Origin of the sequence: Curtobacterium sp. MCBD17_003 (assembly GCF_003234885.2) — a bacterium.
Taxonomy (GTDB): domain Bacteria; phylum Actinomycetota; class Actinomycetes; order Actinomycetales; family Microbacteriaceae; genus Curtobacterium.
Genome location: NZ_CP126275.1, coordinates 3,216,744 through 3,241,888 on the forward strand (window position 1 = coordinate 3,216,744; position 25,145 = coordinate 3,241,888).

Consider the following 25,145-nt stretch of genomic DNA (forward strand, 5'->3'; position numbering starts at 1 on the left):
GCCGAGGGAGGAAGATCGGAGCGTGAAGACACTGGAGTTGCCACAGACCGACCTGACCGCGTCCGACATCGTGCTCGGACTCATGCGGATCACCGACATGTCCGACGAGGAGATCCGCACCCTCGTCGGCACCGCCCGGGACGCCGGGATCACGATGTTCGACCACGCGGCCGTGTACGGCGGCGCGATGCACCACTGCGAGCGCCGGTTCGGCGAGGCGCTCGGACTCTCGTCCTCCGAGCGGGACGAGATCCTCATCCAGACCAAGGTCGGGATCCGCGACGGGTACTTCGACTTCTCGAAGGAGCACATCCTCGAGTCGGTCGACGGCTCGCTCGAGGCCCTGCACACCGATCACATCGACGTCCTGCTCCTGCACCGGCCCGACGCACTCGTCGAGCCCGACGAGGTCGCCGCGGCGTTCGACGAGCTCCACACGGCCGGCAAGGTCAAGCACTTCGGTGTCTCGAACCACACGCCCGGTCAGGTCGAGCTCCTCAAGCGCTCGGTCCGGCAGCCGCTCGCGTTCAACCAGGTGCAGCTGAGCATCACGCACGCGAACCTCGTCGCGCAGGGCGTCGCCGCGAACATGGCCGGGCTCGAGCAGTCGGTCGACCGTGACAACGGCATCCTCGACTACTCGCGCCTCAACGACATCACCCTGCAGGCGTGGTCGCCGTTCCAGAAGGGGTTCTTCGACGGCGTGTTCCTGGGCGACCGCGAGCAGTACGGGGAGCTCAACGACGTCATCGACGAGCTCGCCGACGCGTACGACTGCACCCCGACCGGCATCGCCGTGGCCTGGATCACCCGCCACCCGGCGCAGATGCAGGTCGTCCTCGGCACGACGAACCCGCAGCGTGTGCGGGACTCGGCCGCCGGGTCGGACGTCCGGCTGTCGCGGCCGGACTGGTACCGGCTGTTCACCGCCGCGGGGCACCTGGTCCCGTAGCGGGGCGCTCGGCGTCGCACCGCCTTCATCCCGTTGCACCGCGCGATCCCGTGGTGCAACGGGAACCGCGCGGTGCGACGTCCGCGGAGGTCGTCAGCGCCCGATGGCGTCGAGCTCCTCGAGCGCGTCCGCGGGCAACTCGATGCCCGCGCCCTCGACGTTCTCGTGCAGGTGCTGCACCGACTTCGTGCCCGGGATGAGCAGCATCACCGGCGAGCGCTGCAGCAGCCAGGCGAGCGCGATCTGGAGGGGCGACGCACCCAGGCGCGCCGCCACCCGTCCCAGCGTGTCCGACTGGAGCGGGTTGAAGCCGCCGAGCGGGAAGAACGGCGTGAACCCGATGCCGAGCTCCGCGCAGCGGTCGACGAGCGCGTCGTCGTCGCGGTGCGCGAGGTTGTAGTGGTTCTGCACGGTGACGAACGGGGCGATGCTCCGGGCCTCCTCGAACTGCGTCATCGTCACGTTGCTGATGCCGAGGTGCCGGATGCGGCCCTCCTGCTGGAGTTCGACGAGCGCTTCGTACGGCTCGGCGATCGAGCCCTCCTCGGCACCGAACGCCCCGCCGACGCGGAGGTTCACGACGTCCATGGCCTCGACGCCGAGGTGCTCGAGGTTCTCGTCGATCGCCTCACGCAGGTCCTCGCGGCCGAGCGCCGAGGGCCAGTCGCCGTCGGCCGTCCGCCGCGCGCCGACCTTCGTGACGATGTGCAGTCCCTCGGGGTACGGGTGCAGGGTCTCGCGGATGAGCTCGTTGACCGTGAACGGGCCGTAGTAGTCGCTCGTGTCGATGTGGGTGATGCCGAGCTCGATCACGGCGCGGAGGACCTCCTCGGCGCCCTGGCGGTCCTCGGGCGGACCCATCACCCCGGGTCCCGCGAGCTGCATCGCGCCGTAGCCGAAGCGGGTCACGGTGAGGTCGTCGGCGAGGGTCAGGGTTCCACCGGGGAGCGTCGTCATGCCGTCGATGGAACTCCCGGCGCCTGGGCCGACACCCAACCGCCCCGGTCCCCCGTTCCGAACACCCTGCACAGCGAAACGCAGCGATCGGCGAGAGGGAAGAGGTGGTCGACGTGGCTCCGACACCGTTCTGGACCGTGGCCTACACCGAGTCCGGCAGCACCGAGGTCGCGGTGGCCGTGCTCGGCGCGTGCGACCGTGAGGACGCCGTGCGGCGTGCGCTCGACGTGCTCGGCGTCGGGGTCACCGTCGTCTGGGTCGAGCCCCGACACGACGCCGCCGTCGCGGCCTGACCGCCCCGGCCGAGGGCGTCACCGGCAGGCCCGCGGCCTGACCGCCCCGGTCGGCAGCGTCAGCCGAACAGGCGCCGGGAGGCGATCGCCGCGCCCTCGACGAGTGCGCCGAGCTTGGCCCACGCGACGTCGGTCGCCACGAACTCGTAGCTCGCGAAGGTGGCGAGCCCGCAGTCGGTCCCCGCGATGACGCGTGCCGGGTCGCCCACGGCCTCGGCGGCCTCGACGATCCGGTTCGCCACGACCTGCGGGTGCTCGAGGTAGTTGGTCGTGACGTCGATGACGCCCGGGATCAACAGGGCGTCGTCGGGCAGCGGGTGCTGCCGGAAGGCGGGGAGTTCGTGCTGGTGGGCGGGGTTCCCGAACGGGATGCTGAACGCCCCGACCTCGGCCCGGTAGAGGTGCTCGAGCAGCTCGTCGACGGGGACGTCGTCCTGGTGCGGGCCCTGCCAGTTGCCCCAACAGACGTGGAGTCGCACGCGGTCCTTCGGGATGTTCCGGAGGGCCCGGTTGATCGCCTCGACGTGCAGGTCGACGGCGGCCAGGAACTCGTCGAGCGTCGCGTCGCCGAAGTGGATGACCCGCTCCATGGCGAGGTCCGGGGCGTCGAGCTGCAGCGTGTGCCCGCGTGCCACGATCTCCTCGTACTCGACGCGGAGCTCCTCGGCGAGCGCGAACACGTACTCGCGGTGGTCGCCGTAGTGGGGGTTCGCCTCGTCGAGGAGCAGGGTCGTCGCGACGATGCCCGGGGTCGCGGCGGACACGAACGTGCCCGCGGGGCGTCGCCCGGCCTCGGCGTTGCGCGCCAGCTCCCGTTCGAACGCGTCGAGGTCGGACCGGACCCCGGCACGCTCCTCGTCGTAGTGGAGCAGTCCCTGCGCGAGCGGGGTGTCCCAGACCCGGGCGAACTTCGCACCCTCGTCGATCTGCCGCGCCTGGAAGGCGGCGTACTCCGGGAACTTGATCGAGTCCAGCGTGGGCTTGCGGTGACCGACCCCGCCGAACCCGTCGATGCGGTCGCGGATGTAGGTCGAGAACCCCACCCGAGGCACCTCACCGTCGTTGACGACGTCGAGACCCGTGGTGAGCTGCTGCTCGACGGTGCGTGCGAGCACGCGGTCGGTCTCCGCACGGAGCGCGTCGACGTCGATGTCGTGACCCTGATCGCGTGCCACGAGCAACCGGGTGAGCTCGGGGGAACGCGGCAGGCTCCCGGTGTGCGTGGTGAGGATGCGGTTGGTCATGCGTCGATCCTGCCGCACCCCCGGGACCCCCGACGACCGACCGTCACCGAGGGCAACACCGCGGGCCGGCGCCAGCCCGACGACCGGGTTCACCGGTGTCAGTCCCCGAGCTGGTCGTCGCGTTCCTCGTCGCGGAGGTCGTCCTGCAGCTCCTCCTCGGTGAGGCCGCGGCCCACGACCGGCGTGCGGAACACGCTCGGGGCCGCGGGGTCCTCGTCCTCGAAGTCCGCGTCGTCGAAGTCGACGCCCTCGGGCAGACCGCCCTCGGGCCCGTCGCCGCCGGGCAGACCGCCCTCGGGATCGCCACCGCCGGGTGTCAGGGGTTCCATCATCGACATGTTCCGAGCATGCTCCTCGGACGGCCCGCCGCGCCCGGGCCGCGGCGGGCCGTCACCCGCTGTTCACTCGAGCTCGGGTCAGTGGTCCGGGAGGCGCGGCCGACGGCACCGCCGTCCCACCGAGGGAGCACGCTGGGTGCACACCACCCAGCGACTCCCCGAGGAAGAGGAACGCCATGCCCGTCCTGGACCGTTTCGACATGACCGGACGGACCGCCGTCGTCACCGGTTCGACCCGCGGGCTCGGCAGGGCCTTCGCCACGGCCCTCGCGGAGGCCGGGGCGAACGTCGTGGTCGTCGGGCGGGACGCGGACGCTGCCGCGACCGTCGAGGCCGAACTCGGCGCGCTCGGTGCCGACGTCCTGACCGTCCTCGCGGACGTGACCCGCCGCGATGACGTCGAGCGGCTCCTCGCCGCCGCGGTCGACCGGTTCGGGCGGGTCGACGTCCTCGTCAACAACGCGGGCGCCTGCATCCACAAGCCCGCCCTCGACGTGACCGACGAGGAGTGGCACGAGGTCATGAGCGTCAACGTCGACGGGCTCTGGATCGCGAGCCAGGTCTTCGGGCGGCACATGATCGAGCGGGGTGGTGGATCGATCGTCAACGTCGGATCGATGTCGGGCGCGATCGTCAACCGCCCGCAGTGGCAGCCCGCCTACAACGCCTCGAAGGCGGCCGTCCACCACCTCACGCGGAGCCTCGCTGCCGAGTGGGCGCCGATGCACGTCCGCGTGAACGCCATCGCCCCCGGCTACATGCGGACGGACATGGCACCCGTCGACGCCCCCGAGTTCCACCGCCACTGGATCGAGGACACGCCGCAGCAGCGCGCCGGGGAGCCCGACGAGTTGGGGCCGGCGATGGTGTTCCTGGCGAGCGACGCCTCGAGCTTCGTGACCGGGTCGGTGCTGACGATCGACGGCGGCTACACCGTGTTCTGACCGCCGCCGCGGGGCCCACGGGACCGCGCCGTCAGGCGCGGTGGACGTCCGCCGTCCGCGCGCCTCGGGCACGCCCGCGCGGTCCGTCGTGATGGACGAGCACCGGGCAGGTGGCGTACTCCGCGCACGCCGAGCTGACCGAACCGAGCAGGAGTCCGGCGAAGCCCCCGTGACCACGGCTGCCGACCACGAGCATGACCGCGTCCTCGCTCGCCTCGATGAGCGAGCGCGCCGGGGGGCCGTTCACCACCTTCGTCCGGAACCAGCTCGGCTGGCCGTCCGGGAACACGTCGGCGCAGGCGTCATGGAGGACCGCGCGGACGTCCTCCTCGGGTGACCAATCGGTGAGCACAGCAGCTCCGTAGCCGGCCTGGGGGGTTTGCCAGGTCCCGACCGCGACGAGCTTCGTGTGCAGGGACCGCGCGAGGTCCGCCGCGTAGCGGAACGCCTCCCTGGACTGCGGCGACCCGTCGACGCCGACGACGATGTCACCCGTGTGCTGAAGTTCGTGATCGCTCATGTGACCAGGTTCCGGCCCCGTCGTAGCGCGGACCAGGGACCGTAGTCCCGGATCGATCACCGCGCCAGCAGTGGTAGCCCGCGTACAACCCGTCGAAGGCAGGCCGTCCATCACCGCGGCTACACCGTGTTTCGACCGCCGCGCGCGCCACGAGCGAGACGAGCGTTGGCCTGCCGGGCCGCAGCGGTCATCCGTTCCAGGAACGCGATGACCGTCGCCAGCTCGGGGTCCGGCGTCTCACGGAGCGACCCCGCGATCTGCGCACCCGAGAAGGCGAGGAACGCGCGGGCCTGTTCCCGGGCCTCCCGGGCGGGTCGCAGCGTGACGCGTCGACGGTCGCTGCCCTCGCGTGACCCCACGATGTGCCCGGCGGCCTCGAGACGGTTGAGCAGCACGGTCGTCGCGCCGGAGGTCATGCCGATCTCACGACCGAGACGGCCACCGTGCTCATCCGCGGGGACGGGAGCGTCCGTGCGACCTTGCCGTCGGACGGGACCGACGGCGCGACGGCGGAACTCGAGGTCCTGCGCCGCGGTGTACGAGTCGTGGATGCGGCCGCTCGTCGTCGACGAGCCCTAGCGTGGCGGACTGCCCGCTGACCGCCGGCCGCTCCGGACGAGGGACACCCCGTGCAGGCGTCCGGAGCGGGTGACATCCGGGGTGACCTCGACCCCCGGTGACCCCCACAGGGTCCGGGACGAGCGCGAGGTGGGCCCGTCCCGCGTGTGACCCTTCCGCGATGAGCAGCACCATGCGGGCGCGGACCCCGCCGGTCGACGACGTCGTGGGCCAGCGTCGGCGGGCGTGGACAGGGGCGGGGTCCCCCTGGTCGGACGCCCTCGTGGTGGCCGCCATCGCGACGCTCGTCACCGGAGCCGGCTGCTGGGTGCCGTCCGCGACGTGGGACGAGGGTGCGACGGTGAGCGCGGCGACCCGGTCGTGGTCGGAGCTGTTCGCCCTGGCCCGGACCGTCGATCTCGTGCATCTGGCCTGGTACGCGACGATGCACTGCTGGTTCGACCTCGTCGGGTACTCGCCGCTCGCGCTCCGCGCCGTGTCGGTGCTCTGCGTCGGTGCGACCGCCGGGCTCGTCACGGTGCTCGGTCGGATGCTGCTCGATCGATCGGCCGGGCTGCTCACGGGTGCGTTCTTCGTGCTCCTCCCGCGGGTCACGCTGTCCGCCACCGACGGACGGTCGGGCGCCGCCTCCGCGTTCGTCTCGGTTCTGCTCACCCTGGTGCTCGTGACGGTGGCCGGTCGCCTCCTGCGCGAGCAGGGGGAGGACCCGCTCGGACGACGGCCAGGGACGACGCTGCTCTGGACCGTGTACGGCATCGTGGCGGTGCTCGCGGTCGTCGTGTTCCTGCACGACGTGCTCATGCTGGTCGTGCACGCGATCGCCGTCGCGGTGTGGACGACCCGCTGCCCGGACCGCACCGCGAGCCGACGCCTCGCCGTCGGCTTCGTGAGCGCCGCGGGTGGGGCCGCGGTGGTGTGCGTGCCGTTCGTCCGGATGGCGGCCGCGCAGGTGGGCCAGGTTTCCTGGCTCCATCGCCCCGACCTCGGCACGGTCAAGCAGATCGTCGTCGAACAGTGGTTCTCCGCCGATCCGCCGTTCGCGGTCCTCGGCGTGCTCCTGGTGGGTCTCGGCCTGGCGGGGTGCTGGCGGGAGCGGTCCACGACCGGCCCGCTGCTCGTGGCGTGGCTCCTGGTCCCGACGATCATGCTGCTCGCCGTGTCCGTGGTCTGGACCCCCGTCTACCAGGCTCGGTACCTGGCCTTCTGCAGCCCGGCCGTCGCGCTGCTCGCCGCCGTGGCGATCCGTGGCTGGCGTCCGACCCGCATCGTCGTCGTCCTCGTGCTCGCGGCGGTCCTCACTGCGCCGGCGTACGCGCGACAGCGCACCGAGGAGGGCAAGGACACCGACTGGGCGCGTGTGGCCCGGGAATCGAGCGCGGTGCGTGCGGCGCCGACGACCACCGCCGCGTTGTACGGCGACGTCGAGGGGGACGCGGACTCGACCCTCGACGTCATCCCCCTGCTCTACCCGGATTCGTTCCCCGGCGCGGTCGACTGCAGAGCCGGGCGCTCCGCCGACACGCGCGACACGCTGTTCCCGAGTCGGCGGCCCCTGTCGCAGGTACTCCGGTGCGCCCGAGGGCACCGGACGGTCTGGCTGGTCACCACCCGGGAGGACCGGGCGTGGCGATCGCGAATGATCGCGGCCCTGACGTCGGCCGGGTACCGGATCGACGTGCCCGACCGCGGCGGCGCCACGAGCGTGATGCGGTTCCACCGTGACCACGAGCACGCATCTGCTCGTGGTCGATGATCCGACCCGGACGCCACCGGTGGCGTGACGGGCGTCGCATCGTGCAGCTGTGCGCCCCGGGGCCGCCAGTCAGCGCTTGCCGTTGCCGGTCGCGTTGCCGTGCCCGTTCCCATGCCCGTCCGCAGCGTCCTCCACGACGTTGCCGACGCCCTTCCCGGGGTGCTGCTTCACGGTGCCGGCGGCAGTGGTCGGCGTCGCCACGGGCACGGTCGGCTCGGGCTGCGGCACGGTCGTCGTGGTGACGGACGGCTGCGGCGCGGGCTCGGCGGTCTGGGCCGGCTGGGTCGGCTGGGTCGGCTCACTCGGACCGCTGCTCGGGGCCTGGGACGGCAGGGGCGACGTCACCGGCCCGGACGTCATGGTCGTCGCGGTCCCGGTCGGCTCCGGGGTCGCCGGACCTCGTGACCGGACGGCGAGCGCGACGAGGACCCCGATGACGACGAGCGCGGCGACGACCGCGACGACGATCCACGCGGTCCGGCGGCGCCGCGCGCGCTCGGCTCCCGAGCCCGACGGGCCCGGTCCGCCCGGCCCGGCACCACCACCGCCGGATCCCGCGCCACGTCCACCGGATCCTGCGCCGCGTCCGCCGGCCCCGCCGGCCCTGGCGCCGCCTCCACCCCCACCGTCGGCACCAGCCACGCCGCCACCGAGCACGGCGGTCGGGGCGTCGGCCCCGCCGCCCTGGGTGCCGGTGAGCAAGCGCGTCGGCGCGTCTCCGGTGGGCATCGCCCGCGTCGGCGCGTCCATCGCGGCCGTCGGACGGTCCGCGTGCGCAGCGTCCGCGCCCACGGCGCCGACCGCGGCACCGGCCACCCCGGCAGCCGCACCGGCTGCGGCGGCGGCGCGCCCCGGACCTCCCGGTCGATCGAGCAGGGCAGTCGGCGCGGCGGCCGTGTCGACGTCGCGGCCCAGGGCGCGGAGTCGGGCGGCGGCCTCGGCGGCGGTCGGCCGGTCCTCCGGCGCCATCGCGCTCATGGTGTGGAGCAGGGTGCGCCACGCGACGGGCAGCGACGGATCGATCTCGGGGGCCCGGGTCAGTCGCGCGGTGGCGGACTCCATGACGCCGCCCGGGAACGCCTGCCGTCCGGTGAGTGCCTCGAGCAGCAGCAGCCCGAGCGCGTACACGTCCGCCTCGCCGGTGAGCTCCTGGTTCGTCACCTGCTCGGGAGCCAGGTACGCGGCCGTGCCCATGACCATGCCGGTCCCGGTCAGCCGGGCGGCGTCGCGGAGCAGGGCGATGCCGAAGTCCGCGAGCTTCACCCGGAGGCCGCCCGGTGCTGTCGCGTCGTCCTCGATCAGGACGTTCGCGGGCTTGACGTCGCGGTGGACGATGCCCTGCGCGTGGACGGCGGCGAGCGCGTCGGCCACCTGCGCGCCGATGTGCGCGACGACGCCCCGCGGGAGCGCACCGTCGCGCATGCGGGTGGCCAGGTCGGTGCCCGGCACCAGTTCCATGACGAGGAACGACTCACCGTCGCCGTCGGCGATCGCCGCGTCGTACAGGGTGACGAGCGAGGGGTGCCGGAGGCTCGCGAGGACGCGGATCTCGGCTTCGGCCCGGCTGCGCTCACCGTGGTCGACGGGCCCGGTGCGGAACACCTTGACGGCGACCTCGCGGCCGAGCTGCTCGTCGACCGCGCGGTAAACGGTCGCCATGCCGCCGTGGCCGAGCGTCCCGAGCACCTGGTAGCGGCCGGCGATGGTCCGTGGGGCACGTCCGTCGTCGCTCATGCTGCCCAACGCTACCGAGGCAGGGGCCGCGTGGTTCCGAGCGGGACGGAAGCACTGCCGGCCAGGCCCTCGCGTGCGACGGCGTAGGAGGGTTCACGGAGGGCGCGGGTCCACGGGTAGGTCCCACTCCCCGGGAGCGGTCGCAGCATCGGGTCGAACCGCGTGCCGGTGTCCGTGTCCGTCGTGCCGGCGTCGCGGGCGAGCACCAGTCGCGCGAAGGGGTGCCACACGCCGAGGGGTTCCGCGTGCAGGAGCTCGAGGACCCACGAGCCCTCGTCGAGCACGGCTGCGCTGGCGCTCGGATCGGACGGCAGCGTCGGTCCGGGCAGCGCACGTGCGGCGACGAGCACGGGGCCGAGTGCGCCGCGGTACGGCACCAGGGACGTGAAGCGGAGACCGTCGGGGGTGCGGGCAGGGCGGAGCATCCAGCGATCCGGCAGCCCGAGCCCGGTGGCCGCGAGCAGGAGGTCTGCGGGCCCGCCCGGGGTGGTGGCGCGGACAGCGAGGCCCCAGATGTCGGGCAGCACCGCCGGCAGGCCGATCCCCCGCGACAACCGTGCCTCGACGACCTGGCCATCGGCAGCGCCGTCGTCGATCCACCCGATGCCACTGGGCTCCGAACGTCGGTACCAGTCGATCCGCCCCCGCAGTGCGACCCCGTGCGGGTGGACCGGGCGGCCGCGACGCACCGCTCGGACGGCAACGGTGCCCGCTGCGGCGAGCGCGCCGGCCGCGGCGGCGGCGAACGGTACTCGGCTGGCGTCCTCGGTGTGCATGTGCCCACGATGCCAGCGCTCCCCGCACGCGCCCACAGCGGGCAGCGGGACGCAGTTCCGGCGTGACGGGATCGGATCAGCCTCGTGCAGCTCCGCGGGCGTCGGCCTCAGATGACGTAGGTGGCGAAGAGCGGCCCGTACGCCCGGCCGTTCCCGGCATCGGGGTCGCTGCCCGGCGCCCCGACCGCAGCGGCCTCGACGAGCACCTGCCCGTTGGTGGTCCGCAATGGCAGGGCCCGGTTCGGGATGTGCGCCGAGTGCTCGAGGGTGAAGCTCGCCCCCGCGGGGATCGGTGCGTCGACGCGGTACTCGCGCTTGATGCCGTCCGTCCCGTCCGGGAAGGTCGCAGGACCCGTCGGGACGACGTTGCCGGTCGTCAACCCGATCGCAGCACCGTCCGCGCCGACGCCGACCAGTTCGATGGCCGACACGATGGTGGCGCCGCCGATCGAGATCGTGCCGAACGTGTACGTGAGCAGGGACCCCGCGGGCAGTGGCACGCTGCCCGCGTTCCGGATCACGCTGCGGAACGTGTAGGTGCCGTTCACCCGGTACGCGGGTTGCCCGCTGATCGTCGTGCCGGGGCCCTGCAGGAAGGGCCATGTCGGTCCGCCGGCACTGACCACGGCGATGTCGAAGGCCGGGACCACCGTCCGGGTGGCACTCGCCGGGGCGATGCCGCTCACGGTCGCGGTGAGCGTCACGGTCCCGGCTGCCGTCCCCGCCGTCAGGTCGGTCGCCCGTGCGGTCCCCGAGGCGTCCGTCGTCACCGTGCGCTGCGTCACCCCGGGCGCGCCGAAGAAGGCGGGCCCGGAGACCCGGAGGACGATCGTCTCGCCAGCCACGGGCTTCCCGTCCGCGCCGACGAGCACCGCGCGGCCGTCCGACAGATCACCGCCCGTCGGCCGTTGGTCGGGCTCGTCGAACACCACGTGGAGGCTCGCTCCAGCACTCGCCGCCGCTGCGGGCGTGGTCGCGCTCAGCGCGATGGCCGGGATGCTCCATGCCGCTGCACCCACCAGCGTGCGGCGTGCGATCGTCTGCGGGCGCCCGTCGGGGCCCGCCCGCCGCTCGTCGTCGTCGCTCATCCGGTCGTCCACCTCTCGTCGTCGGACTCCGGCCCGTGCCGGAGGTGATCGGAACGGTAGGTGCGCAGGGCGCCGAGGACGACCGGGTCCGCGGTGGATCCCCACGTCGACGGGGATCCACCGGATCTCGGTCACTCGCCGTGTCAGCCGACGTCGGGTGGTCGCCGGGGAGCGCATCACCCTCCCCGACGAGTGTCGCGCCGCCTACTTGGCCGACGCGTAGTCGTCGGCCACCGCGACCTGCAGCGGGAACTCGACGGGGAAGTCCCCGAACAACAGGCGCCCGGCATCGGCGGCCGCGGCCCGGACGTGCTCGACGACACGGTCGGCGTCGCCTTCGGGCGTGTGCACCATGATCTCGTCGTGCAGGAAGAACACCAGGTGCGGGCCGGCGGTGACCGGTCCGGGCCACTCGGCCATCAAGCGCGTGCGGAGTCCGGCGAGCCACGACAGCGCCCACTCGGCGGCGCTCGCCTGCACGACGAAGTTCCGGGTGAACCGACCCCAGCTCCGCGCACGACTCCGCGCCGCCCGTTCGAGTGCCGGTGAACCCTCGGCCGAGAACGCGTGGGCCTGGGCGGCGAGCTGGTCGGGGGACGGCGCCGGCGAGGTCCGCCCGAGCCGCGACGTGACGACCTCGCCCCGCTCGCCCGCCCGGGCCGCTGCCTCGACGAGCGCGAGCGCCTTCGGGTACGCCCGCGCCAGCCGGGGCACGAGCCGTCCGCCCTCGCCCTGGGTGGCGCCGTACATCGCGCCGAGCATCGCGCCCTTGGCCTGCTGCCGGGTCTCGACCGCACCCGAGGCGACCACGCCGTCGTACAGGTCGCGGCCCCGCCCGGCCTCCGCCATCGCACGGTCCTGCGCGAGCGCGGCGAGGACACGGGGTTCGAGCTGCGCCGCGTCCGCGACGACGAGTTTCCAGCCGGGGTCGGGGACGACCGCGGCCCGGATCTGCTTCGGCAGCTGCAGGGCTCCGCCGCCGCTGGCCGCCCACCGTCCGGAGACGACACCGCCGACGACGTACTCCGGGTGGAACCGGCCGTCCTCGATCCACTCGTCGAGCCACGTCCAGCCGTTCGCGGTGAGCAACCGGGAGCGCCGCTTGTAGTCGAGCAGCGGTTCGATCGCCGGGTGGTCGTGGCGCGCGAGCTCCCACTTGCGCGTGGACTCGACGACGAGCCCGGCCCGGCGGAGGGAGCGGAGGACGTCCGCGGGCGAGTCGGGGTTGAGCGCGGGGTCGTCGAGCCGTTCCCGCAGCACGGCGGCGAGGTCCTCGAGCCGCTGCGGCCGGACGCCGTACGGCACGCGGGGGCCGAGCACGTCCTCGAGGATCCGCTCGTGCACGTCGACCCGCCACGGCAAGCCCCCGAAGCGCATCTCCGCGGCGACGAGCGCCCCGGCCGACTCGGCCGCGAGCAGCAGTCGGAGCGCGCGCGGATCTCGGGACCCCGCCACGGCCTCCTGTTGCACGCGGAACTCGGCGACGGGATCGGCATCGGACACCGGATCTGCAGCGATCCGTCCGGTGGACGACGGCCCCGACGCGAAGATCGAGTCATCGAACAGGGCGTCCGCGCGCGGTGCGGGGGCGGCCTGCCCCGGGTCGTCCCACGGGCCGTCCGGCGCCGTCGCGAGCGGCGAGCCCGCGGTCGCGACCGCGGTGCGCAGGATCCGGTGACACAGCCGCAGGTCGACGCAGCGCGCGACGCGGCCGCCCGCGGCGAGCACCTGTGGGTACCAGCGGGCCGTGTCGTCCCACACCCACCGCACGCCCGGCGCTTCGTGTGCCGCGATCCAGGCCGGGAGGCCCGCCGCGGCCACGTGCACCGGCGCGCCCTGGGCGGTCCCCGCGTCCGACACGACGGTCGCGAGCGCGCCGCCGTCGACGCGGTTCAGGACGATGTGCACCCGTCGATCATGCCCGGGACCACCGGCACGGCCGGCACGGTCAGCCCTCCTCGGTTCCGACGAGGTACTTCCGGAGGGCGCCGTCCGCGAGCACCGTACGCACGACGGCGGGGTCGTGCAGGGCGTGGCGGTGGAGCGACGACGGGCGACACATCGGGTGAAGGTCCAGCCGCCGATGCCCCGACCCCCGGGCCCGACGCGGACGGGGTGAGGACCGGATGTGACCATGCCCGGACGCTTCCCGACCCCCTCCGACCGAACTGGAGCACCGATCCACATGAGCGACGACCGACCCGACCAGCAGCAACCCCGCACCCTCTCGCCGGCGACGGCGTCGGAGGATCGATTAGGGAGTCCCAGCCGTCGCTCGATCGTCCTCGCAGGGGCGTGGAGCGTTCCCGCGATCGCCCTCGCCACCGCGACCCCTGCACATGCGGCCAGTGACAGCGCCACCATCACGGTCTCGTTCGCCGATTCCGCGCCTCGCGCACCGGGTTCCTCGCTCGCCGACGGGACCGCGACCGTCCGCTCCGGCAGCGGAGTTCCGTTGCCGAACGAGACCGTCGTCCTCACGGTCTCCGGACCCGCCTCCTTCGGCCCCCCGGGGACCACCACGATCACGGTCACCACCGACGCCGCAGGCCAGGCGACTGCCGCCGGTCTCACCGCGGGCACGACCAACGGCACGGTGACGCTCACTGCGACCGTGACCGGTGCGGGGACTGCCACCGCCACGATCAGCGTCCTCCATCAGGGTGTGCTCCACCAGGAGGCCGCGGTCCGGTTCCCGGCGGCGACCGGCGCGTTCACCGCACTCGCCTCGAACAGCACGTCGAACAACCGGTACGGCGTCGCTGGCGTGACCTCGGCCGGCGAGGTGTGGAGTTACTACTCGGGGACGAACACGGTGCGACGGGTCGCCACCGGTGTCGATCCGTCGATCGCGCCGGCGATCGCCCTCCGGGGGAACTCGAACGACAGCTTCACCCACTACGTGAAGGGAGGCGTGGCTTTGAACGACAATGGCTCACCGCTGTTCCCCGGGGTACCGGGACCGTTCACGCACCTGACCGCGACGAGTACTGCGGACAACCTGTACTGCGTCGTCGCGGTGACGTCTGCCGGTGCCGTCTGGCGGTACTTCTACGGCAACACGTCCTCCAGCGTGGCGCAGGTCGCGTCGGACGCGGATCCGACGATCCCGCCGGTGTCGGCGATCAGATCCGTCAGCAAGGACTCCTCGCAGGTCTTCGTGACCCGGGACGGCGTCCTCCACTCCCGCAGTACTGCAGACGCGACTCCCTTCCCGACGACGGCGCGATTCGTGGGCGCGTCGGCGACCAGCACGCTGGCCAACCACTACGCGTTCGTCGCCGTGACGTCCACCGGCGAGGTGTGGCGCCTCGGCTACCGCAGCAGCGCGCCGACCCTCATCGACCGCGTCGCCACCGGCGCCGACCCCACGGTCACACCGGTGGTCGGGATCCGCTCCGACGCCAACGACCACGTTCCCGTCTGGGTCGGGACGGACGGCCGGGCGTACTCGACCTGGTCGAGTACGCCCGTCTTCCCGGCGGCGACCGGCCGCTTCACGCATCTCGCCGCGGACGCGGAGGCGCACAACCGGTTCGCGGTCGTGGGGGTCACGACGACCGGCGAGGTGTGGCGGTGGCACTACGGCGGGAACAACTCCAGAACCGACGACTACACGCGTGTCCTCACCGGTGCGGACCCGGCGATCGCACCGGGTGTGGGACTGCGCGACGACTCGAACGACTCCGTCGCGTTCTCCGTGACCGGGGCGTCCGCCTGAACCGGACACAATTCGTCATTCTCGAGTGGCGCGGGAATGGGCGCGGTCCAGGCTGGGTTCCAGGAACGTCCGCGAACGCACCGAGGGAACCCCATGCACCACCTGAGAACCGCCACCGTCGTCGCCGCCACCGCGGCACTCGCACTCGCACTCACCGGGTACTCCGGCGCCACGGGGACCGCGCCGGCGAGCGCCGCCAGCAGCACGAAGGGCGGGACGCTCCACATCCTGACCACCGCGACGGCGGTGCACCTCGATCCCGCGACGAGCCAGAACCTGTCGACGACGACGCTCGGCCTGGTCGTCCGACGCCTCACCACGTGGGACATCCGGCCGGGGAAGACGGCGAAGGTCGTGCCGGACCTCGCCACGACCACGGGCACGCCGAGCGACGGCGGGAAGACCTGGACCTACCACCTGAAGAAGGGGATCGAGTTCCAGGACGGCACCCCGATCACCAGCCAGGACATCAAGTACGGCGTCGAGCGCTCCTTCGCGCCGACCCTCACCGGTGGCCTGAGCTACCACAAGTCGCTGCTCGTCGGCGGCTCGAGCTACCAGGGTCCGTTCGACGGCAAGCAGCTCGACAGCATCGCGACGCCCGACGACCGCACGATCGTGTTCCACCTCGATGCGGCCTACGGCGACTGGCCGTGGATCGCGTCGATGCCCGCGTTCGCGCCCGTGCCACAGGGCAAGGGCGACCCAAACACGTACGACGCGAAGCCGGTCGCGTCGGGCCCCTACCAGGTGCAGTCGAACCAGCAGGGCTCCCAGCTGACCCTCGTGCGGAACAAGCACTGGAGCGCCCGGACGGACGCGGTGCGCACCGCGGGCCCCGCGAAGATCGTGTTCGAGGAGAGCCAGGACGAGTCGACCGTGACGCAGAGCCTCATCGCCGACTCGGGTGACGCGAAGGACTCGTTCGCCGCCACCTACCTCGGGGCCGCCGAGCTCAACCAGGTCCGCCAGAACCCGTCCGCCGCGTCGCGCGTCGCCACGTCGAAGGCCGGCCCGATCACGTACCTCGCCATGAACACGCAGCGTGGCGCACTGAAGGACCTCCAGGTGCGCAAGGCCCTGGAGTACGCGACCGACAAGCGCGCCTTCCGGATCGCCGCCGGTGGCGCCCAGGCGGGCACGTACGCGTCGACGCTCATCACACCGGGCATCGCGGGCCGCAAGTCGTACGACCTGTACAAGGCGCCGGCGTCCGGGAACGTGAAGAAGGCGAAGGCGCTGCTCAAGGCGGCGGGCCAGAAGGACCTGCACTTCACGCTCCTGACGCAGAACGACCCGTCGTACCTCGCCCAGGCGCAGGCGCTCCAGCAGGGGCTCAAGCGCGCGGGCATCGCGGTGACGCTCAAGCCCGAGGACGTCGACAGCTTCTACACCGACGCCACGAACGACTCGTCGTACGACCTCGTCCTGTACGGCTGGCAGCCGGACTTCCCGAGCGCGAACGCGAACATCCAGCCGCTGTTCGCCTCGTCCCAGATCGGGAACGGCGGCAACAACGTGTCGCACTACAGCAACAGCGACGTCGACGCCCTCATCACGAAGGCGACGGCGACGGTGAACCGCTCGAAGGCGAACGCGCTGTGGGCCCAGGTCGACCGTCGCATCATGCAGGACGCGCCGATCGTGCCGCTGACCTACGCGAAGCAGTCGTTCCTCCGCGGCTCGGACGTCCAGCACTTCTTCGTGCCGGACTTCCCCGCGTACCCGAACTACCTCAAGGTCACGCTCGCCAAGTGAGCGAGGACCGCACCGCGCCCGTCCTCGACGTCCGGGGGCTCCGTGTCGCCTTCGGCGGCGGTGCCCCCGTCGTCGACGACATCACGTTCGCCCTGCACCCCGGCCGGGTCCTGGCGCTCGTCGGCGAGTCCGGTTCGGGCAAGTCCGTCTCGGCGATGAGCGTCCTCGGGCTCCTGCCGTCGACCGCCGCGGTGTCGGGGAGCATCCGCTTCCGGCGCACGCCCGACGCGGAGCCCGTCGAGCTCGTCGGGGCGGACGGGGACGTCCTCCGCAGCGTACGCGGCGCGGGTATCGGCACCGTGTTCCAGGAGCCCATGGGGTCGTTCACACCCGTGCTGTCGATCGGCACGCAGATCGCCGAGGCCGTCCGTGCGCACCGGTCCGGCGCTGACGTCGTCGCCCGGACGGAGGCGCTGCTCACCGCCGCCGGCATCGCCGACCCCGCCCGGGTCCGGCGCGCGTACCCCCATGAGCTGTCCGGCGGGCAGCTCCAGCGCGCGATGATCGCGATGGCGCTGGCGGCCGACCCGGTCGCGCTCATCGCCGACGAGCCGACGACCGCACTCGACGTCACCGTGCAGGCCGGGATCCTCGACCTGCTCCGCCGCCTGTGTCGCGAGCGTGACCTCGCCGTGCTCCTCATCACCCACGACATGGGCGTGGTCGCCGACGTGGCGGACGACGTCCTCGTCATGCGGGCCGGGCGGGCGGTCGAGGCACAGTCGGCCGCCGACCTGTTCGCGGCGCCGCACGCCGCCTACACCCGCGAGCTCCTGGCCGCGGTCCCCGTCCTCGGCGGGCCGAGCCGGGCCTCCCGGCCGGACGCGGAGACGCGGCCCACCACCGGCACGTCGTCGTCCGGACCGAGATCCACGGCCGGGTCCACGGACCGGGAGGTCGTGGCCCGCCTGACCGACGTCGCCATCACGTACGGCGGACGGCGCGCGACGCCCGCCGTCGCCGACATCGACCTCGCGATCCGCGCGGGCGAGGTCCTCGGGCTCGTCGGCGAGTCCGGCTCGGGCAAGTCGACGATCGGGCGGGCGCTCGCCGGCCTCGTCCCGGTGTCGTCCGGGACCGTCGAGGTCTCCGGCACGGATCTCCGGCGCGCGCGGCGGCGGCGGCTCCGCGCGGTCCGCAGCCGCGTCGGGTACGTGTTCCAGGACCCTGCGTCCTCGCTCAACCCCCGCGCGACGGTCGGGTGGAGCATCGCCGAGCCGCTGCGCCTGCACACCGACCTCGGCGAGACCGCCCGCCGGGCCCGGGTCCGCGAGCTGCTCGAGGCCGTGCGGCTCGACCCCGCGTACGCCGACCGGTTCCCGCACCAGCTCTCCGGCGGGCAGCGGCAGCGCGTGGCGGTGGCGCGCGCGCTCGCCCTGCACCCGGTCCTCCTGATCGCCGACGAACCGACGAGCGCGCTCGACGTCACCGTGCAGCGCACCGTGCTCGACCTGCTCGCGACGCTGCAGGCGGAACTCGGGTTCGCGTGCCTGCTCATCAGCCACGACCTGGCCGTCGTCCGGCAGCTCGCCGACGAGGTCGTCGTGCTCCGCCGCGGCCACGTCGTCGAGCGCGGCACGGCGGCCGAGGTCCTCGAGGACCCGCAGGACCCGTACACACGCATGCTGCTCGCCGCCGCCCCCGTCGCGGACCCGATCCGCCAGGCCGAGCGGCGGTCCACCTGGCGCCGGCTCGTCGCCGCCGGTGGCACGACCGAGGAGGCCCGCGCATGACCGCGAACGTCGTCGACCGCCCCGTCGCCCCCACGCCCGCCGCCACCGGCTTCCGCGCCGTCGCCCGCCGCGTCGGCCGGGACCGCTGGGCACTCGCCAGCGCGATCGTCATCGTCGTGTTCGCGCTCGTCGCGATCGGCGCACCGCTCATCGCCGCGCTCAGCGGGCAGGACCCGTACCGGTACCACCTCGGGACGCTCACCGGGTTCGGCGCACCGAAGGGCACGGGCGGCGGGATCAGTGCCGCGCACTGGTTCGGCGTCGAGCCGCTGACCGGGCGCGACCTGTTCGCGATCGTCACCTACGGCGCCCGGACCTCGCTCGGGGTCGGGATCGCCGCGACGATCCTGTCGATGGTGCTCGGCGTGCTCGTCGGCGTCACCACCGGGTTCTTCGGCGGCTGGTACGACCGCGGGATGAGCCGGGTCGTCGACGTCATGTTCGGGTTCCCGTCGCTCGTGTTCATGATCGCGCTGACCGCCATCGTGCCGAACCGGTTCCCCGCCCCCGTGCTCGTCGTGCTCGTCATCGGGTTCTTCGGTTGGCCGGCCGTCGCCCGGGTGATCCGCGGGCAGACACTGTCCCTGCGGCAGCGGAACTTCGTCGTCGCGTCGACCGCGATGGGCGCCGGTTCCTGGCACGTCATCATCCGCCAGCTCCTGCCGAACCTCGCCGCGACGATCACCGTCTACGCGACGATCTCGATCCCGAGCATGATCGGGGCCGAGGCCGCCCTGTCGTTCCTCAGCGTCGGGGTGACGCCCCCGACGCCGTCCTGGGGCCGCACCATCGGCGACGCCGTGGGGTGGGTGCAGACCGACCCCATGTACCTCGTGTTCCCGGGAGCCGCCCTGTTCGTCATCACGCTCGCGTTCAACCTGCTCGGGGACGCCCTCCGCGACGCCCTCGACCCGCGCCGGACGGAGGTGTCGCGATGAGGACCTGGCGCTTCGTGCTGTTCCGCGTCCTCGGCGCGATCGTGGTGTTGTTCGTCGTGGCCGCGGTCACCTACGCGCTGTTCACCCTGCTGCCGACGAACGCCGCCCGCGCGATGTGCGACAAGCCCTGCACGCCCGACCGCCTGGCGCAGGTCAAGGCGTTCATCGGCACCGACCTGCCCTGGTGGCAGCAGTTCCTCGACTACCTGTCGGGCATCTTCGTCGGGCGGCACTTCGGCAGCGGCTCGACCGCCGTGGTCTGCGGCGCACCGTGCTTCGGGTACTCGTTCCAGCTCCACCAGAGTGTCACGACGCTGATCCTGTCCCGCCTGCCGGTCACGGCCTCCATCGCGATCGGCGCCGCCGTGCTGTGGCTCGTCGCGGGTGTCGCCGGCGGCACCGTGTCCGCGCTCCGGCGTGGATCGGTGCTCGACCGGGCGGTCATGACGATCGCCGTGGGTGGGGTCTCGGCGCCGGCGTACCTCGTGGGACTGTTGGCGATCCTCCTGTTCGGGTTCGTGCTCCGGATCCTGCCCACTGGCGGCTACGTCGCGTTCACCGACGACCCCGTGCAGTGGTTCCTGCACCTGCTCCTGCCCTGGTGCGTGCTCGCGTTCATCAGCGCCGCCATCTACGCCCGACTGACCCGCGGCGAGATGCTCGAGGTGATGGGCCAGGACCACATCCGCACCGCCCGCGCCAAGGGCCTGAGCGAGTCGCAGGTCGTCGTCCGGCACGGGCTCCGCACCGCGATCCTGCCCGTCGTGACCCTGTTCGGGCTCGACCTCGGCACCCTGCTCGGCGGTGCGGTGATCACCGAGAAGGTGTTCTCGATGCAGGGGCTCGGCGCACTGCTCATCGACGCGGTGCACTCGCTGGACCTCCAGGTCGTCGTCGGGTTCACGCTGTTCGCGGCGTTCCTGGTCGTCACCGCGAACGTCATCGTCGACCTGGTGTACGGGGTCGTGGATCCGCGGGTGCGGACGGGGCGCTGAGGTCGAGCGGCGCGCCCGTCACCCGGGTCCCGGTTCCTCCGCCGTCGGACTTCCCCGAGGCACGGTCCGATCTGAACCAGGTGACCGAGGGCCGACACGGGCAACGCGACCAGATCAGCCGGTCCGCCGTGCGCCGTGACCTCGGCCAACCGTGTCGCTCCGCACCGGTCTCCTCATCGTCGCACCCGCGCACCCGACCAGAACCAGGCGCTCGTCACGAACGCGACGACCGCGAAGAAGAAGCCGAGCGCGTCCGTTCCCCCGTCGTACGTCCGGGCGTCGACGGCATGAACGGTCCCGACGACGAGGACGACGCCGACCACCGCCAGGAGCATCGCGGCACCCCGGAGCACGAGCGCCCGCGTGTTCGACCGGTCTGAGCGCGCCGCCGGCTGGACGTCGTACCGCGACAACCACCGGCGACTCCGGAGAACGGACTGACCGATGCCCGCCACCGCGCAGATCAGAGCCCCCAGGTCGAAGAGCACCATCGCCCACGGAGTCCTGTTGAACCAGAGCGCGGCACCGACGGCCATGACCAGCCCCAGGAGCGCCACCCAACGGGTCAGTGTCCACAGCAGTCGCCACATGCCGTACCCTCCGCCTCCCGGGCCGTGCCCTCAGTCCTCCGTGTCGACGCCACCCGGTCGCACCGCCGCGGTGTCGGCGACATCGATCCGGGTCATGCCGTCGCCACGGTCCTCGGTGGTGATCCGCGGGGCCGCATCCGCCTCGGTCGACCCCGAAGCCCGGGTGAGCTCGTCGTGGCGCCGCTCCGCGAACGTCATGTCCACGCCGTCGTCGGTCGTCTCGAGGGGATCACGAGCATCCGTCATACGAGGGACGCTACCCGCCGCTACACGAATTGGATGCGTGAGCAGCACCGATGCCACCAGCTCCAGCTCCATCTCGTGGAGTTGCATGCCGACGTGCAGCCGGGGCGGCCGCCGGCCCTGTCGGCTCGGCTGGCGGGATGTCGCACGAGCTGACCCGCGCCGTCCATCACGAGACCGGGACGACGGTCCATGAGGAGCAGGTTGTTCGTTAAATTTAACACCGACATCTGCCGGGTGTGCTAAATTTATCAAGTGCGCTCACCTCTCACGAACCCGTTCCAACCGGGTTCCGACGTGGTTCCAGATGTATGGGCTGGTCGTGTCGAGCAGTTGGCCGATTGGCGGGACGTCGTTCGCCCGCGTCGTCATGCGGGCCTGTACGAGACAGGCCGAACCATCCTCGGTGAACCTGGTACCGGCAAGTCGAGCCTGGTACGCCGGATCGCACGCGATGCCGCAGAGGGCGGCGACTGGGTCACCCCCCAACTGCGCATACCTGCCGGTGCTGATCCGTTGAAGATCGTCGCGTCCGCAGTGCTGCGGCTGGCCGACAAGGCCGGCCTCCTGGCAACGAGTCGGCAACGGGTCCTGGACGTCCTCGCGCGAGTCGAACAGATCGCGGTGTCGGGGTTCTCCGTCGCGGTGCGCGGAGAAGCAGGACCAGAGCCGTTCACCGCACTGTTCGACCTGCTGGTCGAACTCGGGCAGGCCGCCATCGCGCAGAACGCCGTGGTGTTGATCCACATCGACGAGGTGCAGAACATCACCGACGAGGCAGCGCTGTCGCAGTTGCTCATCGCTCTCGGTGACGCGCTGTCGCACCAGGTCGAGGTCACGGCTCCGGGCGGTGTCCTCGTCGAGCGACACCTGCCCCTCGCCGTGTACCTGACGGGGCTGCCGGACTTCGAGGACATGGCCGGCGCTCGGAAGGGCGCCACCTTCGCCCGGCGATTCCGCACCATCACGCTTGCCGCCCTCGACGAGGCGGATCTCCTGCAGGCGCTGCAGCCATTCGTGTTCGACGGTTGGGCCACCCCCGACGGGAACGGCGGTCTCGAATCCATCCAGATGAGTTCCGGGGCTGCGAGAGCCGTCGTGGCTCTCTGCTGCGGGGAGCCGTTCCTGTTCCAGCTCGCCGGTCAACGCGCCTGGAATGCAGGGAGCGCCTCGACCATCTCCCAGGAGGAGGTCGTGGCCGGGTGGCGCGGAGCTCAGGGTGAGGCCTCGGCACACGTCGAGCGCATCCTGAACCGGCTGCCGGCTCGTGAACACGAGTTCGTCGAGGCGATGGCGGCGCTGCCGCCGGCCGACCGCACGCTGACGAAGATCGCCGCCCAGATGGGCATGACCTCCGCGACGAAGGTGGGGCCGTTCTCGCAGCGACTGGACACGGTCCGCGGGATCATCGACCGGGGCAAGCCCTACTCGTTCCGCAACCGTGCCGTCGAGGCGTACCTGACGACGGACTGGCCGCGCGTCGACTGACCCAGCCCTCCTGGCAACTCAGCCCTTCGTGCCCGTCGACCAGATGCCCGTCGAGCCCTTCTTGAGCACGACGTTGCCGTTGCCCTGCACGACGAGCGTCGTGCCCGACCCGGCCCGGCTGGTGTTCGACGCCCACCGCGCCTTGCCCGAGGTGTCGTAGACCACCAGGTTGCCGTCCGCCTGCAGGCTCATGTACGCGCCGTGGTACTTGCTCGTGTTCGTCGCCCAGCGCGCTCGGCCGCCGATGTACATGACGAGGTTGCCGTCGGCCTGCATGATGAACTGCCGCGTGCCCGAGCCGTCCTGGATGAACTGGCCGCCGGTCAGCGTCACGGGCGCCTTGAGGGTGTCGCGGCCGGACAACCCCGTGTGCCAGAGCACCGTGCTCCCCCTGGTCAGGCGGAGGTCGCCCGTGTTCGTGACCGCCAGGACAGCCCCGCTGCCCTTGCCGCTCGTGCGGGACTGCCACACCGCCTTCTGCGCGGCCGTGTAGATGACCGCGTTGCCGTCGGCCTGCACCGCGAGCGAGGTCCCACCACGGCCGTTCGTCCCGGACGACCAGAGCGCACGCCCGTTGCCGTACAGCACGAGGTTGCCGTCGGCCTGCATCGTCAGCGTGTACTGCTGGTTCGGCGACGTGATCGAGTGGCCGACGGCGAGGGTCGCGGGCGCGGCCAGCGAGGTGCTGCAGCTGCTCGTCCCGGGCAGCGCGGTCGCCAGGGCCGCCCAGTTCGGGGAACCGAGACCGGTCGCCATGTCGTAGCCGGTGGTCGCGCTGTAGAGCAGGTTGTTGCCGCTCGTGACGTCGCGGAAGTCCCCGCGGTTCCCGTAGAGCGTCGCGTGCACGTCGCCGACGCCGGTGCTGCAGCCGAGGCTCGACAGCGTGGCGGCGAGCTGCCCCGCCATGATCGGCGCCGCCGCGCTCGTCCCACCGCCGAGGACCCAGCCGCCCTCCGCGCCGATGTAGACGCCGGGGCCGGTGTCGGGATCGGCCACCGCGCTGATGTCCGGTACCAGCCGCGTGCTGCCCGGGAGGCCCACACCGCTCTGGTACGTCGGCCGCGCGGTCCGGGTCGAGGACCCACCACCGCTGCCGACCGCGTCGGCCCGGTCGCTCCAGGCGGTCTCGCGCCAGCTCGTGCCGCTCCCCGTGAGGCTGGTCCCGCCGACACCGACGACCGACGGCACGACGGCCGGGAAGTCGACGTCGGGCGTGCTCGAGGTCCCGCCGCCGCAGTCGTATGCGCCGTCGTCACCCGAGGCCGCGAAGGTGGTGGCACCGGCGACGACCGCGCGATCGATGGCGTCCTGGACGGCGCTCTCGAACGACGAGGACAGCGACGACTCGCACATCCCCCACGAGGTGCTCAGCGCGACGATGCCACTGCTCGTGACGTCGGTCGCGACGCGGTCGTACGCGTCGTAGATGCCCTGGGCCGAGTTCGGCGCGACGTAGACGCGCTGGGACGCCTTCGGCGCGGTGGCGAAGAGCATCTCCTGGTCCAGGGCGACCTCGGAGCCGCCACCGTCGACGGACGTGGTGGTCGACGCGCCGTCGACCGCGACCTGCGTGATCGACGGCAACGTGACGCCCACGGCGTTCGCGTAGGTGGTCAGATCGCTCTTCGACCAGCCGGAGAACTGCACCGTGGCGACCGTCGTCCCGGCACCGGTGCTCCCGGAGCGCGTCACGCCGTAGGCGCTGGCCAGGTCGGCCGGGGTCCTGCCGCCGGGGAGTGCGTGGTGCTCGAACACCGGGCGCTGGTCGAGGCCGAGCACGGTCGTCACCGCGCCGGACAGGCCCGACGGCAGGTCCAGCGCCGTCGTCGGGTGCAGGGTGTCCCCCTTGCCCGCGAGGTCGACGCCGAACACGGACTCCGCCTGGGCGACCGTGCCCGAGACCTGGACGTCCCACGTGTCCTGCGCGGTGACGTGGAGGCCCGCCGCACGGAGTGCGTCGACCACGTCGTCCCGGGTGTCCGTGGTCGGGGCGACGTCGGTGAGCGCGTCCTTCCGCTGGGCCTTCGTCATGGTGTCCGCCCGGCGGACCAGGTCGCGGAGTTCACCGCGATCGGACGGCTGCAGCACGACCGTCATGTCGATCGGAGCACCGCTGGGGGCCGGGGCCGTCGCGGTCGCGGAGGGGGCGGGCGTCGTGGCCGAGGGGCTCGGCGACGCGGTCGGCGCGGTCGATGCGGTGGCCCCGGACGCGGGCGAGGCCGCCGACGGCGCGGGCGCCGCGGCGGAGGGGGTGGACGTCGACGCGGCGGACGTCGTGGCGGTGGTCGCGCCTCCCGGCTCGTCCGCCACCGCGGGGAGGGCCGAGCCGGTGACCGTGAGGGCGGCGGCGGCGACGACGATGAGGGGCAGACGGACGGTGCGCATGGTCACTCTCGGAGGCTGAGCGGTCGGGGGTGCCCGGCGCCGATTCGGGTTGCGATCGCCGACCTGACGACGCTAGCCCGAGCGGAGGCCCGACAACAGCCCCTGTGCGACCTCAC

22 protein-coding genes are annotated in these 25,145 nt (G+C 72.5%); 10 read left to right on the top strand and 12 right to left on the bottom strand.

Going from position 1 to position 25,145, the window contains the following annotated elements:
* The first annotated feature begins 22 nt into the window (after window positions 1-22).
* The gene (locus DEI88_RS15295; RefSeq protein ID WP_181441212.1) at window positions 23-952 is read left to right on the top strand and encodes an aldo/keto reductase; all 930 of its coding nucleotides are present in this window, start codon (window positions 23-25) and stop codon (window positions 950-952) included.
* Between the two features lie 93 nt (window positions 953-1,045).
* Here the strand turns inward: DEI88_RS15295 and DEI88_RS15300 are convergent, their stop codons facing one another.
* Window positions 1,046-1,909, bottom strand: coding sequence for an oxidoreductase (locus tag DEI88_RS15300; RefSeq protein ID WP_111071890.1), 864 nt, complete (start codon window positions 1,907-1,909; stop codon window positions 1,046-1,048).
* A gap of 113 nt (window positions 1,910-2,022) precedes the next feature.
* Here DEI88_RS15300 and DEI88_RS15305 point away from each other — a divergent pair, with 113 nt between their 5' ends.
* Entirely contained in the window at window positions 2,023-2,202 is a 180-nt protein-coding gene (locus DEI88_RS15305) for a hypothetical protein (protein ID WP_146242854.1), read from the top strand.
* Window positions 2,203-2,261: 59 nt separating this feature from the next.
* Here DEI88_RS15305 and DEI88_RS15310 read toward each other — a convergent pair whose 3' ends face one another.
* Window positions 2,262-3,446: a cobalamin-independent methionine synthase II family protein gene (locus DEI88_RS15310; RefSeq protein ID WP_111071950.1), complete on the bottom strand. Its 1,185-nt coding sequence runs from the start codon at window positions 3,444-3,446 to the stop codon at window positions 2,262-2,264.
* Window positions 3,447-3,544: 98 nt separating this feature from the next.
* A complete protein-coding gene (locus tag DEI88_RS15315) occupies window positions 3,545-3,784 on the bottom strand; it encodes a hypothetical protein (protein ID WP_111010573.1) in 240 nt (79 codons plus the stop codon).
* 200 nt (window positions 3,785-3,984) lie between these two features.
* Here DEI88_RS15315 and DEI88_RS15320 point away from each other — a divergent pair, with 200 nt between their 5' ends.
* Window positions 3,985-4,728 carry an SDR family NAD(P)-dependent oxidoreductase gene (locus DEI88_RS15320; protein WP_258368620.1) on the top strand — a complete coding sequence of 248 codons (744 nt, stop codon included), beginning with the start codon at window positions 3,985-3,987 and terminating at the stop codon, window positions 4,726-4,728.
* Between the two features lie 31 nt (window positions 4,729-4,759).
* Here DEI88_RS15320 and DEI88_RS15325 read toward each other — a convergent pair whose 3' ends face one another.
* Window positions 4,760-5,248, bottom strand: a complete 489-nt coding sequence (locus DEI88_RS15325) for a universal stress protein (RefSeq protein ID WP_111010571.1) — start codon at window positions 5,246-5,248, stop codon at window positions 4,760-4,762.
* Between the two features lie 119 nt (window positions 5,249-5,367).
* Window positions 5,368-5,664 carry a winged helix DNA-binding protein gene (locus DEI88_RS15330; protein WP_181441213.1) on the bottom strand — a complete coding sequence of 99 codons (297 nt, stop codon included), beginning with the start codon at window positions 5,662-5,664 and terminating at the stop codon, window positions 5,368-5,370.
* A 323-nt stretch (window positions 5,665-5,987) separates the two neighbouring features.
* Between DEI88_RS15330 and DEI88_RS15335 the strand changes: the two genes are divergently transcribed.
* A complete protein-coding gene (locus DEI88_RS15335) occupies window positions 5,988-7,580 on the top strand; it encodes a glycosyltransferase family protein (RefSeq protein WP_111071893.1) in 1,593 nt (530 codons plus the stop codon).
* A 69-nt stretch (window positions 7,581-7,649) separates the two neighbouring features.
* On the opposite strand, the gene DEI88_RS15340 is transcribed toward DEI88_RS15335, so the two are convergent.
* The 4 genes from DEI88_RS15340 to DEI88_RS15355 all read right to left on the bottom strand — a co-directional run bounded on the left by DEI88_RS15340 (window position 7,650) and on the right by DEI88_RS15355 (window position 13,086).
* On the bottom strand, window positions 7,650-9,314 hold the full coding sequence (locus DEI88_RS15340; RefSeq protein ID WP_111071894.1) for a serine/threonine protein kinase: 1,665 nt from the start codon (window positions 9,312-9,314) through the stop codon (window positions 7,650-7,652).
* Window positions 9,315-9,325: 11 nt separating this feature from the next.
* On the bottom strand, window positions 9,326-10,090 hold the full coding sequence (locus tag DEI88_RS15345; protein ID WP_111071895.1) for a hypothetical protein: 765 nt from the start codon (window positions 10,088-10,090) through the stop codon (window positions 9,326-9,328).
* Window positions 10,091-10,197: 107 nt separating this feature from the next.
* Entirely contained in the window at window positions 10,198-11,178 is a 981-nt protein-coding gene (locus tag DEI88_RS15350; protein ID WP_146246059.1) for an Ig-like domain-containing protein, read from the bottom strand.
* Window positions 11,179-11,382: 204 nt separating this feature from the next.
* Window positions 11,383-13,086, bottom strand: coding sequence for a bifunctional 3'-5' exonuclease/DNA polymerase (locus DEI88_RS15355; protein ID WP_258375014.1), 1,704 nt, complete (start codon window positions 13,084-13,086; stop codon window positions 11,383-11,385).
* A gap of 277 nt (window positions 13,087-13,363) precedes the next feature.
* Here DEI88_RS15355 and DEI88_RS15360 point away from each other — a divergent pair, with 277 nt between their 5' ends.
* The 5 genes from DEI88_RS15360 to DEI88_RS15380 all read left to right on the top strand — a co-directional run bounded on the left by DEI88_RS15360 (window position 13,364) and on the right by DEI88_RS15380 (window position 20,323).
* Window positions 13,364-14,899: an Ig-like domain-containing protein gene (locus DEI88_RS15360; RefSeq protein WP_111071898.1), complete on the top strand. Its 1,536-nt coding sequence runs from the start codon at window positions 13,364-13,366 to the stop codon at window positions 14,897-14,899.
* Window positions 14,900-14,992: 93 nt separating this feature from the next.
* Window positions 14,993-16,657, top strand: a complete 1,665-nt coding sequence (locus tag DEI88_RS15365) for an ABC transporter substrate-binding protein (protein ID WP_111071899.1) — start codon at window positions 14,993-14,995, stop codon at window positions 16,655-16,657.
* Window positions 16,654-18,390 carry a dipeptide ABC transporter ATP-binding protein gene (locus DEI88_RS15370; protein WP_111071900.1) on the top strand — a complete coding sequence of 579 codons (1,737 nt, stop codon included), beginning with the start codon at window positions 16,654-16,656 and terminating at the stop codon, window positions 18,388-18,390. Before DEI88_RS15365 ends, DEI88_RS15370 begins: the two co-directional genes overlap by 4 nt.
* Entirely contained in the window at window positions 18,387-19,328 is a 942-nt protein-coding gene (locus DEI88_RS15375; RefSeq protein ID WP_111071901.1) for an ABC transporter permease, read from the top strand. Before DEI88_RS15370 ends, DEI88_RS15375 begins: the two co-directional genes overlap by 4 nt.
* Complete coding sequence (locus DEI88_RS15380; RefSeq protein ID WP_111012936.1) at window positions 19,325-20,323, top strand: ABC transporter permease; 999 nt, start codon at window positions 19,325-19,327, stop codon at window positions 20,321-20,323. The genes DEI88_RS15375 and DEI88_RS15380 overlap by 4 nt, the downstream gene beginning before the upstream one ends.
* A 173-nt stretch (window positions 20,324-20,496) precedes the next feature.
* Here DEI88_RS15380 and DEI88_RS15385 read toward each other — a convergent pair whose 3' ends face one another.
* Both DEI88_RS15385 and DEI88_RS15390 read right to left on the bottom strand, forming a co-directional pair.
* Window positions 20,497-20,913 (bottom strand): hypothetical protein, encoded by a 417-nt coding sequence (locus DEI88_RS15385; RefSeq protein ID WP_111071902.1) that lies wholly within the window; start codon window positions 20,911-20,913, stop codon window positions 20,497-20,499.
* A 30-nt stretch (window positions 20,914-20,943) separates the two neighbouring features.
* Complete coding sequence (locus DEI88_RS15390) at window positions 20,944-21,159, bottom strand: hypothetical protein (RefSeq protein WP_111071903.1); 216 nt, start codon at window positions 21,157-21,159, stop codon at window positions 20,944-20,946.
* A 252-nt stretch (window positions 21,160-21,411) separates the two neighbouring features.
* On the opposite strand from DEI88_RS15390, the gene DEI88_RS15395 reads away from it, so the two are divergent.
* Window positions 21,412-22,644: an ATP-binding protein gene (locus DEI88_RS15395; protein WP_111071904.1), complete on the top strand. Its 1,233-nt coding sequence runs from the start codon at window positions 21,412-21,414 to the stop codon at window positions 22,642-22,644.
* 18 nt (window positions 22,645-22,662) lie between these two features.
* On the opposite strand, the gene DEI88_RS15400 is transcribed toward DEI88_RS15395, so the two are convergent.
* Window positions 22,663-25,029, bottom strand: a complete 2,367-nt coding sequence (locus DEI88_RS15400) for a protease pro-enzyme activation domain-containing protein (protein WP_111071905.1) — start codon at window positions 25,027-25,029, stop codon at window positions 22,663-22,665.
* Between the last annotated feature and the right edge of the window lie 116 nt (window positions 25,030-25,145).

Excerpts from the sequence above, each read along its gene's own strand:
- DEI88_RS15360 (WP_111071898.1), top strand. The coding sequence starts at position 13,364 with ATGAGCGACGACCGACCCGACCAGCAGCAACCCCGCACCCTCTCGCCG.
- DEI88_RS15365 (WP_111071899.1), top strand. The coding sequence starts at position 14,993 with ATGCACCACCTGAGAACCGCCACCGTCGTCGCCGCCACCGCGGCACTC.
- DEI88_RS15300 (WP_111071890.1), bottom strand. The coding sequence starts at position 1,909 with ATGACGACGCTCCCCGGTGGAACCCTGACCCTCGCCGACGACCTCACC.
- DEI88_RS15385 (WP_111071902.1), bottom strand. The coding sequence starts at position 20,913 with ATGTGGCGACTGCTGTGGACACTGACCCGTTGGGTGGCGCTCCTGGGG.
- DEI88_RS15310 (WP_111071950.1), bottom strand. The coding sequence starts at position 3,446 with ATGACCAACCGCATCCTCACCACGCACACCGGGAGCCTGCCGCGTTCC.
- DEI88_RS15390 (WP_111071903.1), bottom strand. The coding sequence starts at position 21,159 with ATGACGGATGCTCGTGATCCCCTCGAGACGACCGACGACGGCGTGGAC.
- DEI88_RS15320 (WP_258368620.1), top strand. The coding sequence starts at position 3,985 with ATGACCGGACGGACCGCCGTCGTCACCGGTTCGACCCGCGGGCTCGGC.
- DEI88_RS15315 (WP_111010573.1), bottom strand. The coding sequence starts at position 3,784 with ATGTCGATGATGGAACCCCTGACACCCGGCGGTGGCGATCCCGAGGGC.
- DEI88_RS15380 (WP_111012936.1), top strand. The coding sequence starts at position 19,325 with ATGAGGACCTGGCGCTTCGTGCTGTTCCGCGTCCTCGGCGCGATCGTG.
- DEI88_RS15375 (WP_111071901.1), top strand. The coding sequence starts at position 18,387 with ATGACCGCGAACGTCGTCGACCGCCCCGTCGCCCCCACGCCCGCCGCC.
- DEI88_RS15400 (WP_111071905.1), bottom strand. The coding sequence starts at position 25,029 with ATGCGCACCGTCCGTCTGCCCCTCATCGTCGTCGCCGCCGCCGCCCTC.
- DEI88_RS15335 (WP_111071893.1), top strand. The coding sequence starts at position 5,988 with ATGAGCAGCACCATGCGGGCGCGGACCCCGCCGGTCGACGACGTCGTG.
- DEI88_RS15340 (WP_111071894.1), bottom strand. The coding sequence starts at position 9,314 with ATGAGCGACGACGGACGTGCCCCACGGACCATCGCCGGCCGCTACCAG.
- DEI88_RS15325 (WP_111010571.1), bottom strand. The coding sequence starts at position 5,248 with ATGAGCGATCACGAACTTCAGCACACGGGTGACATCGTCGTCGGCGTC.
- DEI88_RS15330 (WP_181441213.1), bottom strand. The coding sequence starts at position 5,664 with ATGACCTCCGGCGCGACGACCGTGCTGCTCAACCGTCTCGAGGCCGCC.
- DEI88_RS15345 (WP_111071895.1), bottom strand. The coding sequence starts at position 10,090 with ATGCACACCGAGGACGCCAGCCGAGTACCGTTCGCCGCCGCCGCGGCC.
- DEI88_RS15350 (WP_146246059.1), bottom strand. The coding sequence starts at position 11,178 with ATGAGCGACGACGACGAGCGGCGGGCGGGCCCCGACGGGCGCCCGCAG.